Source organism: Flavobacterium sp. ZE23DGlu08 (assembly GCF_030505335.1).
Classification (GTDB): domain Bacteria; phylum Bacteroidota; class Bacteroidia; order Flavobacteriales; family Flavobacteriaceae; genus Flavobacterium; species Flavobacterium algoritolerans.
On sequence record NZ_CP130045.1, the window covers coordinates 3060297 to 3076802 of the forward strand.

Annotated in this window: 11 protein-coding genes; 8 read left to right on the forward strand and 3 right to left on the reverse strand. The window is 32.5% G+C overall.

All coding sequences use genetic code 11. From position 1 onward, the window contains the following. Positions 1 to 122: 122 nt before the first annotated feature. Positions 123 to 1385 carry a pyridoxal phosphate-dependent aminotransferase family protein gene (locus tag Q1W72_RS13435; protein WP_099714739.1) on the forward strand — a complete coding sequence of 421 codons (1263 nt, stop codon included), beginning with the start codon at positions 123 to 125 and terminating at the stop codon, positions 1383 to 1385. A 119-nt stretch (positions 1386 to 1504) separates the two neighbouring features. Further along, positions 1505 to 1978 carry a hypothetical protein gene (locus Q1W72_RS13440; protein ID WP_302135802.1) on the forward strand — a complete coding sequence of 158 codons (474 nt, stop codon included), beginning with the start codon at positions 1505 to 1507 and terminating at the stop codon, positions 1976 to 1978. An 89-nt stretch (positions 1979 to 2067) separates the two neighbouring features. Here the strand turns inward: Q1W72_RS13440 and Q1W72_RS13445 are convergent, their stop codons facing one another. Both Q1W72_RS13445 and Q1W72_RS13450 read right to left on the reverse strand, forming a co-directional pair. Then, a complete protein-coding gene (locus Q1W72_RS13445; protein ID WP_302135803.1) occupies positions 2068 to 3186 on the reverse strand; it encodes a GTP cyclohydrolase in 1119 nt (372 codons plus the stop codon). Then, positions 3186 to 4121, reverse strand: a complete 936-nt coding sequence (locus Q1W72_RS13450; protein ID WP_302135806.1) for a transporter — start codon at positions 4119 to 4121, stop codon at positions 3186 to 3188. The genes Q1W72_RS13445 and Q1W72_RS13450 overlap by 1 nt, the downstream gene beginning before the upstream one ends. Before the next feature lie 124 nt (positions 4122 to 4245). Here Q1W72_RS13450 and Q1W72_RS13455 point away from each other — a divergent pair, with 124 nt between their 5' ends. The 5 genes from Q1W72_RS13455 (at position 4246) to Q1W72_RS13475 (ending at position 10517) form a co-directional block, all read left to right on the forward strand. Beyond that, entirely contained in the window at positions 4246 to 4527 is a 282-nt protein-coding gene (locus Q1W72_RS13455; protein WP_121342559.1) for a DUF4834 family protein, read from the forward strand. 48 nt (positions 4528 to 4575) lie between these two features. Beyond that, complete coding sequence (locus Q1W72_RS13460; RefSeq protein ID WP_302135809.1) at positions 4576 to 6981, forward strand: YfhO family protein; 2406 nt, start codon at positions 4576 to 4578, stop codon at positions 6979 to 6981. Positions 6982 to 7045: 64 nt separating this feature from the next. After that, positions 7046 to 8329, forward strand: coding sequence for a glycosyltransferase family 4 protein (locus Q1W72_RS13465; protein ID WP_302135811.1), 1284 nt, complete (start codon positions 7046 to 7048; stop codon positions 8327 to 8329). 47 nt (positions 8330 to 8376) lie between these two features. Further along, positions 8377 to 9846 (forward strand): lipopolysaccharide biosynthesis protein, encoded by a 1470-nt coding sequence (locus Q1W72_RS13470; RefSeq protein WP_302135813.1) that lies wholly within the window; start codon positions 8377 to 8379, stop codon positions 9844 to 9846. A gap of 371 nt (positions 9847 to 10217) precedes the next feature. Continuing rightward, positions 10218 to 10517 (forward strand): hypothetical protein, encoded by a 300-nt coding sequence (locus Q1W72_RS13475; protein ID WP_099714746.1) that lies wholly within the window; start codon positions 10218 to 10220, stop codon positions 10515 to 10517. 5 nt (positions 10518 to 10522) lie between these two features. Here Q1W72_RS13475 and uvrA read toward each other — a convergent pair whose 3' ends face one another. Then, positions 10523 to 13309, reverse strand: a complete 2787-nt coding sequence (uvrA, locus tag Q1W72_RS13480) for an excinuclease ABC subunit UvrA (RefSeq protein WP_302135815.1) — start codon at positions 13307 to 13309, stop codon at positions 10523 to 10525. Between the two features lie 219 nt (positions 13310 to 13528). On the opposite strand from uvrA, the gene Q1W72_RS13485 reads away from it, so the two are divergent. Next, positions 13529 to 16297 (forward strand): triple tyrosine motif-containing protein, encoded by a 2769-nt coding sequence (locus Q1W72_RS13485; RefSeq protein ID WP_302135817.1) that lies wholly within the window; start codon positions 13529 to 13531, stop codon positions 16295 to 16297. Positions 16298 to 16506: the final 209 nt, after the last annotated feature.

The window sequence follows — 16506 nt, forward strand, 5'->3', positions numbered from 1 at the left end:
CAAAAGATATAGTGGAGAGCAGGAATTAGCTCCTGAAAAATAAATTTACTTTCAATACCATTATAAAATTTAAATAATTATTTTTGCAACTTCTTAAAATTAAAATTATTACTTAATATATCATGGTAAAAGATTTATTCGAAAGGATTCAAAACAATAAAGGACCGTTAGGGAAATGGGCTTCACAAGCAGAAGGATATTTTGTATTTCCAAAATTAGAAGGAGATTTAGGCCCAAGAATGAAATTTCAAGGAAAAGAGGTTTTGAATTGGAGTTTGAATGATTATTTAGGTCTTGCAAACCATCCCGAAGTGCGTAAAGCAGATGCGGATGCAGCGTTAGAGTTTGGTGCAGCGGCTCCTATGGGCGCTCGTATGATGAGTGGTCATACTAAATATCACGAACAATTAGAGAATGAATTAGCTGCTTTTGTAATGAAAGAATCGGCTTATTTATTGAATTTTGGTTACCAAGGAATGGTTTCTATAATTGATGCTTTGGTGACTAGAAATGATGTGATTGTGTATGATGTTGATGGGCACGCTTGTATTATTGACGGAGTTCGTTTGCATAGTGGAAAACGTTTTACTTACAAACACAACGATATCGAAAGTATGGAGAAAAACCTGCAACGTGCTACCAAAATAGCTACGGAAACAGGCGGAGGAATCCTTTTTATTACTGAAGGTGTTTTTGGAATGCGTGGACAACAAGGAAAGTTGAAAGAGATTGTAGAAATGAAGAAGAAATACAATTTCCGTCTTTTGGTTGATGATGCTCACGGTTTTGGTACTCTTGGTAAAACAGGAGCTGGAGCAGGTGAGGAGCAAGATTGTCAAGATGGAATTGATGTTTATTTCTCGACTTTCGCAAAATCGATGGCTAATATTGGTGCTTTTGTAGCAGCTGATAAAGATATTATCGATTACTTAAAATACAACTTACGTTCGCAAATGTTTGCTAAAGCATTACCAATGATTCAAACAGTTGGTTCGTTGAAACGTTTGCAATTGTTACGTGATAACCCAGGATTGAAAGACAAACTTTGGGAGAATGTAAATGCTTTGCAAAATGGTTTGAGAAGCAAAGGATTTAATATTGGTGATACCAATACTTGTGTTACACCAGTTTATTTGGAAGGAAGTGTACCAGAAGCGATGGTAATGGTAAATGACTTAAGAGAGAATTATGGTATTTTCTTGTCAATCGTAATTTATCCAGTTATTCCAAAAGGAATGATTTTATTGCGTGTTATTCCTACTGCTCCTCATACATTAGATGATATTGACGAAACACTAACGGCTTTTGAAGCTATTCGTGAGAAATTAGTAAACGGAACATACAAAGAAATTGCAGCTAAAACTACAGTAGATTTAGATGCTTAGTTTCTAAAATTAGTACAATTTTAAATTTATAAAAATCCATCAGCTTTTGTTGATGGATTTTTTTTGAAATAAACTTAGCCAATAAAGAGTATATTTATGCAATCTAAAATTTGAATTTTATGAAAAAAGTAATTTTATTGAGTGTCGTTTTTATGAGTGTTTTTGTCTCTTGTAAGAAAGAAAAAGAAATGGAAGAAATGCCGGCTCCATCTGAAGAAATAGTTGTAGAAGAACCAGTTTCAGAAGAATGCTATAGTGCAATTATTAAAAAAGACACTATTTCTATGTCTTTGAATATTAAAGGAAATCAAATTGCTTCTGGAAAACTGAGTTATAAATTTTTTGAAAAAGATAAAAATGAAGGTACTTTAGTGGGGGAAATAAAAGGCGATACGCTTTTTGCAGACTATACTTTTATGTCTGAGGGAGTTTCGTCAATACGTCAAGTTGCTTTTTTGAAAAAGGGAAATACGTATGTTGAAGGTTATGGAGATGTTATAGATGACAACAAAGGAAAAGTGACGTTTAAAGATACCAAACAGCTAAAATTTGAAGGAAATATCGTTTTGTCAAAAGTAGATTGCAAAATGTAGTTTTCGGGATAAAACAAGATTATTTAAAACACAAAATCCATTTGCCGCGGCAAATGGATTTTGTGTTTTAAATAGTACAATCTAAGTTGTTATAAATTCTTTAGGAAAGTACATCTTCGTTTGTGAACAACAGGATTAAAATGTTTCCATAAGTTATGAATGGCAAGGTTATCCGCTAATTCTGGAGTTCTGAAACAGTTGATAACTCCTTTTTCTTTGAAAGTATGGTAATATTCATTGAAAATTATCGCTGTAACCGCTTTGTTTTGATAATCAGGATGAACGCCTATCAAATAGAAAATCATATCCTTACTTTGATTTTTTGCTTTAAGCAAATGAAGGAATCCAAATGGGAATAATTTTCCTTTTGATTTTTGTAGCGCTTCAGAAAAGGAAGGCATTACAATACTAAAAGCAACAATATTATGGTCTTTATCTTCCACAAATTTGATAAATTCGGGATTGATAAAACTGATGTATTTTTTCTTGAAATATTCTTTTTGAACATCAGAAATAGCTACAAAAGAGGATAAGGAAGCATACGATTCATTGAATAAATCAAACATTTTATCTACATGCGGCATCACTTCTTTGGTGGTTTTGAAATTAAGCGGACTTAATTGGTATCTTCTTTTTACCAAATCATTTGCCTTTTCAAAAAATTCCGGTTTTACGTTTTCGAAAGGGAATTTACTTTCTAAGTATTCTTTTTCTACGCTATATCCCAATTGCTCAAAATGACTGGCATAATAAGGATGATTGTACCAGGTAATCATAGTTCCAATCTCGTCAAAACCTTCTGTTAAGACACCAACTTTATCTAAATTTGAAAATCCCATTGGACCTTCAACATGGTCTAAATTGTTTTTTCGACCTAACTCATATACTTTTTCCAAAAGTGCTTTTGTCACTTCGATATCGTCAATCACATCAAACCAACCAAAACGAACTTTCTTTTTTTGTTGGTCATTTACCTCGCTCCAATTAATGATTGCTGCAATTCTACCTACTATTTCATTGTTTTTGTAGGCAATATAAAAATAGGCTTCAGCATTTTCAAAAGCCGGATTTTTTGTTTTGTCGAAGGTTTCCAATTCATCGGCAATGATTGGCGGAACCCAATATTTATTATTTTTGTATAGGGAAAAAGGGAATTTAATATAATCCGTTAATTCACTTTTTGTTTTAGCTTCTTTAATTGTAATCATTATCCTTTTTTTGTCTTTTTTGCTCTTTTTAATGCTTTCTTATCAGAATCCTTATTGTCAATGTTTATTCTTACTTCTTGGTAATTGGCATCATAACGCCAAGAAAAACCAATTCCGCCATAAAGTGCAGAAGGAGTGTCTTTAAGGCTTGTACTTATAGATGCGTCAATTTGCATGTCTTTATTCAATAAATAAGCTGCGCCACCACGAACAATGGCATCACTGTAAAAATCACTTTTAAATCCTTGATTTTCTATAAATCCCGACCATTTGTCATTAAATCCTCTTGTTAAAGTCAAGACATAACCATAGCTTGGATAGTCTGTTGTTACATAATCGGCTATAATATTAGTTACAAAAACCCATTTTCCATCACCCAAGTGGTTTTGGGTAATTAATATGATTTTTGGTGATATGCTGGATTCTGGTGAAAAAGAATAGGGGTTGTCTGCCATAGTAAAATTAGCTCCAGCAAATACGGAAATGGCAGGGATTAATTGGCGCCAATTGAATGCACGATTGGCTTTCCAACTGTATATGTTTACCTTTTTTTCGTAATTTTTGAAAGGATCGTAAATCAAATATTTGGCTCCTAAAACAGTTTGTTTGAAATCTGCTCGATTGGAACTGTTGAATAGGGTGGTGTATTTTTCATTTTGGTACTGTATATCGGCTATCAATTCCAGTTTTTCCATGAATAATCCCCATCGTAATGTGGCATCAATCCCAAAACCATTGGCATCATAATTCAATAAGCTGTGATTTTGTTTTATTCCGTAAACACCTGTTTCTATTTGGATTACTGATTTTCCAACTGCGTAAGCCGACATGGTTTCGCCCGGTCTGTTAGAATTTATTTGATCGGTATGTTGGCCATAATGAATACTTGGAATCATTGAAATAGCAGCGATAAGTAAGATTTTGATTTTGGACATATTATTTTTTTTGGGTTAAAAAGTAATAACGCTTTTCAAATGTACTATATTTTATTATTTATTTAAGAGAGATATTTTAATTTTGAACGGTTGATTTATTAATTTTGGAAAAAATTACACTTATATGCAAACAGCTTCTTTCACTGGTTTTATAAAAGCGCTTTTTTATATGATCGCTTTCTATTATATTTTTAGATTTCTAGCAAAACTATTTTTGCCATTATTGGTTAAAAAAGTAGTCGAAAAAGCGGGCGAAAATATGCAGAAGCAGCAACAGTACGCGCAAGATAATACTTGGAAAAAAACTCAAAGTAAGGATGAAGTAATATACAATACGGCAAATGCTAAAAATCCACGCGAAACCAAAAAAGTGGGAGATTATGTTGATTACGAAGAAATAGATTAAATTTGTCGTTATTAGCACCGTTTTTACTCTAATCCAAACCATTTTACATTGAAAATAATAAATAAGTTCTATCCACACGCTTTAGCCATATTTGGTTTTGTTGTAATTTCTCTCCTATATTTTTATCCTGTATTGCAAGGAAAACAAATTTTCCAATCCGATATTGTGCAGTATACAGGAATGGCCAAAGAACAAAATGACTTTAGAGCCACTGATGATGTTGAACCGTATTGGACTAATTCTGCTTTTGGTGGAATGCCAACGTATCAATTGGGAGCCAAATATCCACACGATTATATTGGCGCAATAGACGATGTATTGCGATTCTTACCGCGTCCTGCGGATTATTTATTTTTATATTTCCTTGGATTTTATGGTTTGATGTTGGTATTGAAAGCTGATCCTTTGAAAGCCTTTTTTGGTGCATTAGCCTTTGGTTTATCTACTTATTTGATTATTATTCTGGGAGTTGGTCATAATGCCAAAGCGCATGCGATTGCTTATATGCCGCTGGTTATTGCCGGATTTATTCTGGTATTTCAAAAAAAATACATTCTGGGAGGTTTGATTACGCTTTTTGCGACAGCATTAGAAATCAATGCGAATCACTTCCAAATGACATACTACTTATTGATTTTCCTATTGATACTTTCTGCTTATTTTATTTATCAGCAAGTAAAAGAGAAGGAATATAAATCCTTGTTGTATTCCTTTGGGATATTAGCTGTGGCAGGAATTTTAGCTATTGGTGCCAATGCTACAAATCTATTAGCAACTTCTGAATATGCTGATTTTAGTATTCGTGGGAAAAGCGAACTGACATTCAATCCAAACGGTTCAAAAAACGAAACTACTTCTTCAATGTCTAAGGACTATATTACGGAGTACAGTTATGGGGTAATGGAAAGTTTTAATCTTATTGCACCCCGACTTTTTGGTGGTTCTAATAATGAGGCTGTTGGTAAAGACAGTAACATGTATGAATTCATGATAGGTCAGGGAGTTCCGGAGGATCAGGCAACTGATTTTGTTTCGGGAATGCCAACGTATTGGGGAGATCAGCCTATTGTGGCAGCTCCTGCATATATTGGAATTGTAGTGTTCTTTTTGGCGATTTTGGCTTTATTTATCGATAAAAGAAAGATTAAATATGTTTTTCTCTCCGGTTCAATAGTTGCGTTAGTTCTTTCTTGGGGTAAAAACTTCCCTGTTTTGACTGACTTTTTTATTGATTATGTTCCAATGTACGATAAATTCAGAGCGGTATCTTCTATACAAGTTGTTTTGGAATTGTGTTTCCCAGTTTTGGCTATTATGGGATTACAGTCTTTCTTCAAATTAGACAAAAAATTGCAATGGAAAGCATTGTATGAAACGACAATATTAGGTTTAGGAATTATTTTGATTTTATTTTTAAGTAAAAGTATGTTCAGCTTTTCAGGAGGAAACGATGCTTATTTTCAAGAAAGTTACGGTCCTGAGTTTGTCAATGCGCTTAAACTGGATCGAATGAGTTTATACAGCGCTGATTTATTGCGTTCAGGCTTTTTTATTGTATTGACAGCCGGTGTTTTATGGTTATTCATTAAAGACAGATTTGCTCAAAACACAGCCATTATAATCGTAGGTTTATTGATGGTTTCCGATTTGTTTTTTGTAGATAAAAAATATGTTTCCGGGAAAGATTTTGTAAGCGGAAGTCAAGTTGAAGTGCCTTTTCAGGAGTCGCCTTCTGATGCTGAGATTCTAAAAGACACGGCTAATTACCGCGTTTTTGAAGTGGGTGATATCATGGGTGCAAGAGCTTCTTATTTCCATAAATCTATTGGTGGTTACAGTGCCGTAAGACCAAGAAGAATGCAGCAATTAATTGACTATCAAATTTCAAAAAATAACATTGAAGTCCTTAACATGCTTAATGTAAAGTATGTTATCCAAAAAGATAAAGAAGGAAAAGAATTCCCAGTATCAAATCCAGCTGTTAATGGAAATGCATGGTTTGTGAGCCAAGTAAAATTGGTGAATTCTGCTGATGAAGAGATGAAAGCGTTGGATAGTTTGGATTCTAAAAATGTCGCAGTTGTAAATAGTAAAGATTTTGAAATCAAAAATACGGCTTTCGCCAAAGACAGTTCAGCCACTATAATTTTAGAAAATTACAAACCTAATTACTTGAAATATGTGTCTAATAATTCAAACGAAGGTTTAGCCGTTTTCTCCGAAATGTATTATGGAAAAGGTTGGAATGCCTATATTGATGGAAAAAGTGCAGATCATATTAGAGTGGATTATGTTTTAAGAGCTTTAAATGTTCCAGCAGGAAAACACACTATTGAATTCAAATTTGAGCCTCAAGTGATAAAAACCGGAAGTACAATTACGTTGATAAGTTCAATAGGAATGCTGTTACTTTTAGCAGGTGGGATTTATTTCGAAAGGAAGAAAAAGATTTAAGATTGTTGATTAACGAATTTTGATTTTAGATTTTAAATTATCGTATTAAAACAAATCCTTAAACTTGGAACCAAAGAAAATTTTAATCATAACCTATTATTGGCCACCGGCTGGCGGACCTGGAGTACAGCGTTGGCTTAAGTTTGTTAAGTACTTGCCTGATTTTGGTATTCAACCAATTGTATACATTCCGGAGAATCCAACGTATCCTATTGTTGATGAGAACTTGCTTAAAGAGGTTTCTGATAGAACAATTATTCTGAAACAGAAGATTTTCGAACCCTATCAATTAGCATCTTTTCTTTCGAAAAACAAAACTAAAAAAATCAGTTCAGGAATTATTCCAAATCAGAAAAAGCAATCTTTTCTGGATAAAACTTTTCTTTGGATTCGTGGAAATCTTTTTATTCCGGATGCACGTGTTTTTTGGGTAAAACCATCGGTTGCTTATTTGGAAAAATACATTGTTGAAAATAATATTGACACCATTGTTACTTCTGGACCGCCACACAGTCTGCATCTTATTGGATTGGAATTAAAACAAAAATTAGATTTAAAATGGTTTGCCGATTTTCGGGATCCTTGGACTACTATTGGCTATCATAAATCCTTGCGATTGTCTCGTTTTGCTGCCAAGAAACACAAAGTATTAGAGCATCAGGTTTTGAATACAGCCGACACAATTATTGTAACTAGTAAAACTACCAAAACTGAATTTCAAGCGATTACCACTAAGCCTATTGCGGTAATAACGAATGGTTATGATACGGAAAATGTAGAAAAACAAACTTTGGATTCAAAGTTTAGCTTAGCGCATATTGGTTCTTTTCTTTCTGAGAGAAATCCTCTGATTTTATGGGAAAGTTTGGTTGAATTGCTACATGAGATTCCTGATTTCAAATCGTATTTGGAAGTGAAATTGATAGGAGCTGTGAGTCAGGAAGTTTTGGAAACGATTACTCAATTTGGGTTAAATTCCTATTTGAATAATTTGGGTTATGTTTCGCATGCAGAAGCGATTGCGCACCAAAGAAAATCACAGGTTTTGTTGCTTATAGAAATTGATTCCGAGGATACGAAAAGTATTATTCCAGGAAAATTATTTGAATATATGGTTTCAAACAGACCTATTGTTGCGATTGGTCCTAACGGTTCTGATTTTGCCGAAATCATAACAGAAACCAATACAGGCGTATTTTTTGATTATTCGGAGAAAATGAAACTTAAAAGTGTAATTTTGGACTTTTATAATCAGTTTTTGGAGGGTAAATTACAAGCAAACGGAGTTGGATTACAACGCTATTCCAGAAAAAATCTTACCAAAGAATTGGTACAATTAATCCAATAAAATTAGAAGTTCGATCTACTTTTAACCTTAAACTTTAAACGCCTAAAATGGGAATAGTATTAAATCAATCTTTAAAGAATACGATAATTACCTATTTGGGTTTTGGAATTGGGGCAATAAACACACTTTATTTATATCCATTTTTTTTAGGAACAGTATTTTATGCTTTAACTAATTATATACTTTCTTGGGCAAATATTATTATGCCTTTATTGGCTTTTGGGATGCAAAATACTTTGGTGAAGTTTTATACTCAGTATAAAACAGAAGAAGAACGCTCTCGGTTTCTATCATTTACAGTGCTAATCCCTCTATTATTATGTATTCCTTTAGTATTGATTGGCTTATTCTTTTTTGAACCTATTTCATTGTACTTGAGCAAGGAAAATCCTGTAGTTAAGGATTATTTGTGGCTTATCCCATTTATAGGGCTGAGTATGGCATATTTCGAAATTTTTTATGCTTGGGCAAGGGTTCACATGCACTCAGTTTTTGGAAATTTTGTTAAAGAGGTTGGACTTAGATTATTTTCGTTATTTGCTTTGATTGGAGTCTATTACAAATGGATTACTGTTGTAGAATTTATTTATGTTACTGCTATTATTTATTTTCTGGCTTTTATTATTACGATGTTTTATGCTTTTAGAATAAAAAAACCTGCTTTTCAGTTCTCCATTCCTCAAAATGTGAAAGATGTTTTAGTATATACTTTTTTCATTATTTTATCAGGTAGTGTTGCGGTTATGTTGCTGGATATTGATAAGATTATGCTGAATCAATATATTAAGATTGAGAATATAGCCTATTATTCAGTTGCGACTTATATTGCTTCTGTTATTGCTGTTCCCAGTCGTGCAATGCATCAGATTACCTATCCAATAACGGCTAAATTGATGCATGAGAATAAACACGATGAATTAAATGATTTATACAAAAAAACTTCAATAAATCTGCAAGTTGTTGGAGGTTTTGTGATGTTGTGTATTTTTGTTAATATCAATCAGTTGTATGTAATGGTTCCAAAAGAATATAGTGGAGGAATTCTTGTGGTATTCTTGATTGGTATATCTAAATATTTTGATTTGATTTTAGGAAATAACAATGCTATAATTTTCAATTCAAAATATTATAGAATGGTTTTGTTTTTAGGATTATTGCTTGTTTTTTTGACAGTAGGATTAAACATGTTTTTTATCCCTAGATATGCCATAACAGGAACTGCAGTCGCTACTTTATTATCTATAACTTTATACAGTTTGGCTAAATTACTTTTTGTTGTCAAACGAATGCATTTGTATCCATTTACAAATCAGACATTGTATTCTCTTGGAATTACTTTTGGAATATTTTTGGCATTTTATTTTTGGGAGTTTCCTTTTAGCCCAATAATTAGCATTGGATTAAAATCAATTTTAGTTACCCTTTTGTATGTTTATATCAACTACAAATTTGTTATTTCCATTGAAATTAATCAAGCGTTAGATGTTGTTTTGAAAAAGTTAAGAATCAAGTTGTAATTTTTTTTCAGTTCAAAAAACACAACTAATCTTAATTTTTAAAATAATTTTTCAACTAAAATATCACCTCAAATTTGGGTTTTCTCTCTTGTAAAATAATGATACAAGTCTTTATTGTATTGGTGATTAAGGGAGTTGGTATGTGAATATTATAACTTTAAATAATTATTGTGTAACTTTTGAGGAATCTAAAAAAAATATATTTGTAGAGAAATTTAATTGTAAAAGTTAATAGTCGTTTAATTGTTTTGCAGTGATCAAAAATCACTAAAAGTGGGTATTGTACAAATAAGCGACTATCCTTATTTTTGCAATTGTTATCTTTAGAAAAGACAATAATTAAATAGCTAAAGTAATTTACCCCAATAATTATGAAAAGCAATCCATACATTAACGAAGAAAGCTTACAAAAATTCTCTAGTATCATAGCTAATAGAATCCACCATGGATTTACTATTATAGAAAAAAATGATACTTTACCTTTTGCTGTTTTATCAAAAGGCAGGAAAGAGGTCGATCACGGGTTTAATTTTTTAATTTGTTGTATGACATTAGGAGTTTGGTCTGTTGGCTGGATTTATTTAACTTATGTTTCTTCAAAAGAAAAAAATATTGTGATAGCTATCGATGAAGATGGAAATACATTTGAAGAAAAATGCTATTCAGAATAGCATTTTTATAGTTTTTCCTTTAAGTATTTTCCCGTAACGGAACCTTTTATTTTTACTATTTGTTCAGGCGTTCCAACGGCTAATAATTTTCCACCATTTTCTCCTCCTTCCGGACCTAAATCAATAATCCAGTCGGCACATTTGATGAGATCAAGGTTGTGTTCAATTACTAGAATCGAATGACCTTTGTCTATCAATGCATCAAAAGAAGCCAATAATTTTTTGATATCATGAAAATGCAATCCTGTTGTAGGTTCGTCAAAAACAAATAAAGCTTTGTCTTTTGTGGCTCCTTTTACTAAGAATGAAGCGAGTTTTATACGCTGTGCTTCTCCACCGGAAAGTGTAGAAGACGATTGTCCCAATTGTACATAACCCAAGCCCACATCTTGTAAAGGCTGTAATTTTTGAGTGATTTTAGTTTGTTTATTAGCTATAAAAAAAGCAATTGCATCATCTATCGTTAGGGTTAGAATATCATGAATATTTTTACCTTCAAAAGCGACTTCCAGAACTTCTTTCTTAAATCGTTTTCCGTTACAGGTTTCACATGGTAATTGCACATCGGCCATGAAAACCATTTCTACATTTATGGAACCTTCTCCTTTGCAGGTTTCACATCTTCCTCCATCAACATTAAAAGAAAAATGTTTGGCTTGATAGCCTCTTATTTTTGATAGTTTTTCTTTGGCATACAATTCCCGAATATCATCATACGCTTTAATATATGTCACAGGATTAGAACGGGAACTTCTTCCTATTGGGTTTTGGTCTACGTACTCAATATGTTTAATTTGCGAAAAAGAACCGGATATTTCGCTGAATTGCCCTGCTTTTTCACCAACATTCTCAAGCTTTTTTTGCATCGCCGGAAAAAGTATTTTTTTAACAAGCGTACTTTTTCCGCTTCCTGAAACTCCGGTAATAACAGTTAATACATCTAGAGGAAAGGTTACATCTATATTTTGAAGATTATTTTCTCGAGCTCCTTTTATTTCGATAAAATTCTTGAAAAGCCTGCGTTTTTTGGGAACAGTAATTTCTAAGTCTCCATTCAAATATTTAGCGGTCAGTGAAGTTGATTTTAGAATTTCATCATACGTGCCTTGCGCTACCAAATTACCACCAAAAGTGCCTGCTTCCGGTCCAATATCAATAATCATATCTGCGGCTTTCATGATATCTTCATCATGTTCTACCACAATAACCGTGTTTCCTAAATCTCTTAAAGATAGCAGTACTTTTATCAGGCGTTCCGTATCTTTTGGGTGCAAACCAATGCTCGGCTCATCCAGAATATACATCGATCCAACCAAACTGCTTCCTAGAGAAGTTGCTAAATTGATACGCTGCGATTCTCCTCCGGAAAGTGTTGCAGAATTTCTGTTTAATGTTAGATAATCCAGTCCTACTTCGGTTAAAAAAGATAAACGATTATTAATTTCTACCAGCAATCGTTTGGCTATTTGTTTTTCATAAACATCTAAGTCAATATTTTTGAAAAAAGTAACCAAATGTTTGATAGGCAAATCAACTAAATCAGAAACTGTTTTTGAGTTAATTTTTACATACGAAGCTTCAATTCTCAAGCGTTTTCCTTTGCAGGAATGACATTTGGTTTTACCTCTGTAACGCGAAAGCATAACCCTGTTTTGGATTTTATAATTCTTTTCTTCCAGTTCTTTGAAAAAATCATTTAAACCTTGAAAATAGCTATTTCCATTCCAGATTAATTCTTTTTGATCTTCAGATAATTGGTAATAAGGTTTGTGAATAGGGAAATCAAATTTGTAAGCGTTATTTACTAATTCGTCGCGAAACCAACTCATACTTTCACCTCTCCATGGGAAAATAGCATTTTCGAAAATAGATAAAGTAGTATTTGGCACCACTAATTCGGCGTCAATTCCTATAATATTTCCATAGCCTTCGCAAACGGGGCATGCTCCGTATGGATTGTTGAAACTAAATAAATGAACGTTTGGTTCCAAAAATGTAATCCCGTCCAATTCAAAATTATTGGAATAGGAATACTTTTTATCGGAGTTTAATTCTTGTAAATGACAGATTCCTTTTCCTTCAAAGAAAGCCGTTTGCACCGCATCACCCAGTCGATTGTAGAATTCTTCTTCGTCTTTGACCACAATCCTATCAATAATGAGCTTTATGTCTTTATTGTCTAAAGAATGTTGATCAATTTCGTCTAAACGAATCATTTCATTGTTTACCAATATTCGGGCAAAACCTTGTTGTAAAAGTACTTTTAGTTTGTCTTCCAGTTTTCGTCCTTCTTCTAAATGAATAGGAGCAATAAGCAGCCATTTGCTGTCTAGTTCAAAAGTTTTTACATCGGTTACCACATCAGTAACCGTATTTTTTTTGACCTCACGACCAGAAATAGGCGAATACGTTCTTCCGATTCGGGCAAACAGTAATTTTATATAATCGTATATTTCGGTTGAAGTTCCTACTGTAGAACGTGCGTTTGTCGTATTTACTTTTTGTTCGATAGCAATCGCAGGAGCAATTCCTTTGATGTATTCCACTTTTGGTTTATCTAATCTGCCAAGAAATTGTCTCGCATAAGATGATAAACTTTCTACATAACGACGTTGTCCTTCGGCATATAAAGTATCGAAAGCCAAGCTTGATTTTCCAGAACCCGAAAGCCCTGTGATAACCACTAATTTATTTCGGGGAATCGCAACATCTACATTTTTTAGGTTATGTACTTGTGCGCCTTTTATGATGATATTTTTCTTTGGATCTAATTTCGAAAGGTCAACTTGCATAAAAATGATAATTTTTACAAAAGTAATCAATTTTCAACTGACTAAATGGATTGAACAAGTCACAAATAATCATTAAAAGTGTGGTTGAAAAGTGATTTTTATTCTTGTATAGTTTTTATGTTTTCTATCACCTAAAAAAATAGTATTTTTAAGATTATTTTTGAAAAAATTAACTTCACTATACCATTGAAAACAAAACTATACATTTTTCTTTTTTTAATGTCCTTTTGTGCTTTTTCTCAGGAATTACCGCCAATTGTAAAATATGCCTCAACAACTTATGGTGCGGGAAATCAGAATTGGATGATTTCGCAGGATCAAAATCATTATGTTTTCTTTGCTAACAATGAGGGATTATTGGAATTTAACGGATCAAATTGGGAGTTATATCCATCACCAAACGAAACTATCGTTCGTTCTGTAAAAGTGATTGGAAATAAAATTTATACGGGTTGCTACATGGAATTTGGTTTCTGGACGCGACACACAAATGGAAAACTAAAATACACTTCGCTTAGCAAAACAATAAAAACTCAAATTCTTAATGACGAACAGTTTTGGAATATATTGAATTATGAACAATGGGTGATTTTTCAATCTTTGGACAGAATTTATATTTACGATACCAAAACGGGAGGTTTCAAAATCATTGCTCCCAAAAACAATATTACTAAATCGTTCCGTACAAAAAACGCAATTTATTTTCAGAGTATAAATGAAGGACTTTTTGAAATTGAAAGCGGAAAAGGACGCTTGGTATCTAATAATCCAATTTTACAAAACAATAGGATAGTCAACATTTTTACTATTGAGGAAGGACTTTTAATCCAGACACAGCTGAATGGATTTTACAAACTTATAGGAACTGTTTTGACTAAATTTTCTACCGAAGTTGATTCGGAGTTAGCATCCAGTAGCGTGTATAGCAGTCAGTTGCTATCGGATGGAAGTTTTGCTTTGGGAACAGTGTCTAATGGGATTTTTATCTTAAACAATAACGGGGGAATTAAGTATCACATCAATCAAAACAAAGGATTGAGTAATAATACTGCGTTGTCTTTATATGAAGATGCCGATAAAAATCTTTGGGTAGGATTGGACAACGGAATCAATTGCATTAATCTGCAATCTCCGATACAAAACTTTGTTGATGACACCGGAATTTTAGGAACCGTTTATACTTCAAAACTTTATAAAGGTAATTTGTATGTAGGAACCAATCAAGGTTTGTTTTATAAAAACTATCTGACTAATGATGAATTTAAATTTGTAAACGGAACTAAAGGGCAGGTTTGGTCTTTGTTTGAGTACGATGGAACGCTTTTTTGCGGTCATGATTCGGGAACATTTGTGATTGATAATGCTGTTGCAAAAAATATATTTTCTGCATCTGGTACTTGGAAATTTGAAACTGTCCCCAATCAAAAAGGGCTCTTACTCCAAGGGAATTACTACGGAATTTCTGTTTTGGCAAAAACGAATAATCAATGGAGTTTTAGAAATAAAATTACAGGATTTGATTATTCCTCAAAATATTTTGAAATCACGAATGCGCTGAATGTATATGTAAGTCACGAATATAAAGGAGTTTATAGGCTGGAACTAGACGGAAAACTGTCAAAAACGAAACCTTTTGTGACCTATAAAACACCCGAAAAAGGTAAAAATGCCAGTCTAACTAAGTTCAACAACATAATTTACTATGCTAATAAAGAAGGTATTTTTAAATTAAATGAGAAGACAAAACAATTCAGTAAGGATAATTTATTAAGTTCTGTTTTCGAAAAAGATGAATATACTTCGGGAAAATTGATTGTTGATAATTCCAATAAAATATGGCTGTTTTCTAAAAATTACATCCATTATTTTTCATTGAGTAAACTAAGTAATCAACTGAAGCAAAATGTAATTCCGATTCCCGCTTCATTAACAAATTCGATGTTAGGCTACGAAAATATTACTCAAATTTCCAATTCTAATTATTTGATAGGAACTACTGACGGGTATTATATTTTGAATCTTAATGAATTGAGTTTTAAAAATCATAACGTCTCTATTTCCGCAATTACAACAAATAAGTTAAATGAAACTTCCGAAAACCGTTCCATTCAGCAAGAGGGCAGTTTTAAATACGATGAAAATAACATAACCATTAATTATACGGTTCCTGAATTTAATAAATACATCAATGCTGAATTTCAATATTTATTAGAAGGATTTCAAGAGGAGTGGAGCGAATGGAGTGCAAAATCAACAGTGAATTTTAAAAATTTGCCTCCTGGAGAATATACTTTTAAGGTAAGAGCTAAATTTGCGAATTCTACTTTAGAAGATACCGCTATATATACTTTTACTGTTGAAAAGCCTTGGTATTTAACCAATATTGCTCTTTTTTTCTATTTTATTTTTGTGATTGTGATGGCTCGATTTATTCATAAAACCTATAAAAACTACTATCAAAAACAAAAAGAGAAATTGATAGAAGAGAATAATTTGTTATTAGAGATTAAAGAGCTTGAAAACGAGCAGGAATTAATGCGCATTAGAAACGAACAGCTTTCTCAAGATGTAGATACTAAAAATAGAGAGTTGGCTGTTTCTACGATGAGTTTGAATAGTAAAAATGAGTTGCTGGCTTTTATCAAAGATGATTTAAAGAAAACGCCTGATGATGGTAACAGAAGTATAAAATCAGTAATTTCTACAATTAATAAGAACATAACTGAAGGCGATAGCTGGAGTGTATTCAAAGAAGCTTTTGATAATGCCGATAAAGACTTTTTGAAAAAAATGAAACTGGCTCATCCGTCCTTAACTCCAAACGATTTGAGATTATGTGCCTACTTGAGATTAAATCTTTCCTCGAAAGAAGTAGCGCCTTTACTAAATATATCTGTACGAAGCGTTGAGATAAAAAGATATCGTTTGCGTAAGAAAATGGAATTGTCGCACGAACAAGGACTTGTAGAGTACATTTTAGCTGTATAGTTTCTTCTAAATTTTACAAATAAAACTATACATTACCACAACAATACCGTTATTGTTGTGGTTTTTTTGTTTTTATAGAAAATCTGAATTTCTTAATTTCTTCTTAATTTCCAGCCTCTTTTTAAATATTATGAATTAAACAAGTGATTTTTTGCATTGTATGTTTTTTGTAGAGGTTCTTTTTGATTTATTATTAGTTGTTCCGATTA

Bases quoted from the DNA above. Each gene is read 5' to 3' on its own strand.
- Q1W72_RS13435 (WP_099714739.1), top strand. From the start codon at position 123: ATGGTAAAAGATTTATTCGAAAGGATTCAAAACAATAAAGGACCGTTA.
- Q1W72_RS13440 (WP_302135802.1), top strand. From the start codon at position 1,505: ATGAAAAAAGTAATTTTATTGAGTGTCGTTTTTATGAGTGTTTTTGTC.
- Q1W72_RS13445 (WP_302135803.1), bottom strand. From the start codon at position 3,186: ATGATTACAATTAAAGAAGCTAAAACAAAAAGTGAATTAACGGATTAT.
- Q1W72_RS13450 (WP_302135806.1), bottom strand. From the start codon at position 4,121: ATGTCCAAAATCAAAATCTTACTTATCGCTGCTATTTCAATGATTCCA.
- Q1W72_RS13455 (WP_121342559.1), top strand. From the start codon at position 4,246: ATGCAAACAGCTTCTTTCACTGGTTTTATAAAAGCGCTTTTTTATATG.
- Q1W72_RS13470 (WP_302135813.1), top strand. From the start codon at position 8,377: ATGGGAATAGTATTAAATCAATCTTTAAAGAATACGATAATTACCTAT.
- Q1W72_RS13475 (WP_099714746.1), top strand. From the start codon at position 10,218: ATGAAAAGCAATCCATACATTAACGAAGAAAGCTTACAAAAATTCTCT.
- uvrA (WP_302135815.1), bottom strand. From the start codon at position 13,309: ATGCAAGTTGACCTTTCGAAATTAGATCCAAAGAAAAATATCATCATA.
- Q1W72_RS13485 (WP_302135817.1), top strand. From the start codon at position 13,529: ATGTCCTTTTGTGCTTTTTCTCAGGAATTACCGCCAATTGTAAAATAT.